Source organism: Aquimarina muelleri DSM 19832 (assembly GCF_000430665.1).
Classification (GTDB): domain Bacteria; phylum Bacteroidota; class Bacteroidia; order Flavobacteriales; family Flavobacteriaceae; genus Aquimarina; species Aquimarina muelleri.
Genome location: NZ_AUML01000087.1, coordinates 1 through 2,411 on the forward strand (window position 1 = coordinate 1; position 2,411 = coordinate 2,411).

Sequence of the window (2,411 nt, forward strand, 5' to 3'; positions counted from 1 at the left end):
TTGGGAAAGCAATGACCTATTTTGTGAACCAATATCATAAACTCCAGAATATATTTCTGGATGGAAAAATAGAGCTAGATAATAACAAAATAGAAAATGCCATAAGACCAATGGCTATAGGTAGAAAAAACTATCTATTCTGTGGATCACACAAAGCAGCACAAAATGCAGCAATGCTGTATTCTTTCTTTGGAAGTTGCAAAATGCAAAACATAAATCCAAGAGAATGGCTCGCTAATACCTTAGAAAAAATACCAGATCATAGCATACAAAAATTAGAAGAATTACTACCTGGATATCAAGAAAATTCTATACTGTAGTTGCTCGGATGCATACTTTTATACATATAAATGTAGTCTTTATAGGCTGCATAGAACATAAAAAAACAGCTACAAACAAAAGTCTGTAACTGTTTTTAATATGTATTACTGTACTCTCTCGCGAAGTCAGGAGACTTTGCGTAGCATCACGTTTTTTAGTTAATCACACTTAGGAGAGCGGGGTCAGGAGACTTTGCGTAGCATCACGATCCTATTTAATCACTCTTTGCGGAGCTGGGAGCGGGGGACTTTATTTTAAAACTATTTCAAAACCATTATCAATAAAATCTTGGCATAATATTGATTTAAAATAATTTGGAGAATATTTCTTAAATAATTTTTCTAATTTAGAATATTCTTTAAAATATACCTTTGAATTATGCTTCTCATTACTCACATTAATAACACCTAAACAATCAAGTAACGCATTACCATCTCCTCCCATATAACCTCGATAACCAAAAAAAGCATCCCCTAATAAATAATAAAAATCTAGTTCATCGTTTATTTCATTACAATTAATCAAATAAGTTTTATCATTTGTGATTACTTTATTTAATCCTGACCATTTAAAACAAGCACGTAACCAACCTCTTTTCTCTTCAACAGTTTTTAAATTATTCCAAATAGGAGTTAAATTATTATTCCATCTAGTAAAAAGATCGTAAACTGTTATTAAATATGCTTCAAAATCTTCTCCAACTGTTCCTAAAAACTGTATTTTATCAGAAGACGCAATATCATTAAGCAATTTAACTGACACATAATCCCTTAAATTATCTTTCAGCATAATTTCTAATTCAATTATTTCTCCAGCATATAATTCTTTATTTAAAGATAATTCAGACAGTGAAATATAAAACACATTAGTTGAACTTGTTTTCTCTATCGATTCGTAATAAGCCTCTCCAACTTTGGACGACTTTACATATATAAATACTTTTAACAACTCCATTATTCATTTACAGTTTTAATCTTAGTATAGTCATGATCTTTTACATACCCATATATTGTCTTACCATCATCACCTATTTTTGTCAAAACTCTTGTTCCATTCAACTGAGTACCTGGTATATCTTCCGAAATCCATTCTTTAGCTCCAACCCAATTTTTAGAAACCCCAGACCTATCTTGAATCGTTTTCTGAACCCCTTCTACATCTAAATTAGGTTTCCCAACACCTGCTTTAATATCTCTAATAGCTTGATTGATTTGCTTTGGAGTATTTATTATAGAACCTTTTCTTTTTCCTTTTCCTGCACCAAATATCTCAGAAGCTTCAGTAGCACATATCGCACAATCTCCAAAATCACTCAGTCTTTTTGCTTTATTAGCAATTTTTGTAATCCTAGCAACACTGACAACTTTACTTGCTCCTTTATCTCCTAAAAGACCTAAAAATAAATCTGTAGCTATCTCTGTTCTATCTTCTAGACCTCCATTAATTAACTTATCTGCTCCTTTATTCAGACTTTCAGAAAAAGCTAGTGTTGACTGCTGTGAAGTAGTTCCAAATTTAGCATCCAAATAAGCCATACTTTGGGCTGCTCCTACAGGATTCTGACCTGCAACTCCATATGCTCCAATACCTAAACCTAGATTCCCAACTCCTTTTGCTGCTCCTACAGGATCACTAATCACTCCTTGAATACCTTCTACAGTCTTTACTACAGATTTGGCAACGCCTCTTGACACCTTTTGAGCAGTATCTCCATATTGACCTGTTACAGCATCAATCATAAACCATTCAAATTCTCCTCCTTCTAAATCAATACCCTCTATTAATCTGTTTTCACTAATAGCATAGGTAGAGTTCCACGGGTAAGATTTAAATAATGGATCAGAAGACATAAAGCGATTAATTCGCGGATCATACATTCTTAAAGAGAAACTATAACTATTCCCTTCCCCTTTAACTTCGTTGTCCATTTCTTGACCTTGGAAGCCGTAACGGTAATCTGCTGAGTTTCCGTGGCGATTGGGTAGAAGCATCCCAAAGGGATAGTAGTCACTGCATATATTTCAGAAAAAACACTTTTTTTAACGCATACCTTGCCAACAAAACTGCTTTTTTTTATTTTTAAGAACGTA

At 33.1% G+C, this 2,411-nt stretch carries 3 protein-coding genes; 1 reads left to right on the forward strand and 2 read right to left on the reverse strand.

Going from position 1 to position 2,411, the window contains the following annotated elements:
• Positions 1–320, forward strand: a 320-nt coding sequence (locus H527_RS0118575) for an IS66 family transposase (protein WP_027412157.1), incomplete at its 5' end; no start/stop codon positions are given.
• A gap of 250 nt (positions 321–570) precedes the next feature.
• Here H527_RS0118575 and H527_RS0118580 read toward each other — a convergent pair.
• Positions 571–1,275, reverse strand: coding sequence for a barstar family protein (locus tag H527_RS0118580; protein WP_027414042.1), 705 nt, complete (start codon positions 1,273–1,275; stop codon positions 571–573).
• A complete protein-coding gene (locus H527_RS23330; protein ID WP_051316870.1) occupies positions 1,275–2,312 on the reverse strand; it encodes an RHS repeat domain-containing protein in 1,038 nt (345 codons plus the stop codon). The genes H527_RS0118580 and H527_RS23330 overlap by 1 nt, the downstream gene beginning before the upstream one ends.
• Positions 2,313–2,411: the final 99 nt, after the last annotated feature.

Excerpts from the sequence above, each read along its gene's own strand:
- H527_RS0118580 (WP_027414042.1), bottom strand. The coding sequence starts at position 1,275 with ATGGAGTTGTTAAAAGTATTTATATATGTAAAGTCGTCCAAAGTTGGA.
- H527_RS23330 (WP_051316870.1), bottom strand. The coding sequence starts at position 2,312 with ATGCTTCTACCCAATCGCCACGGAAACTCAGCAGATTACCGTTACGGC.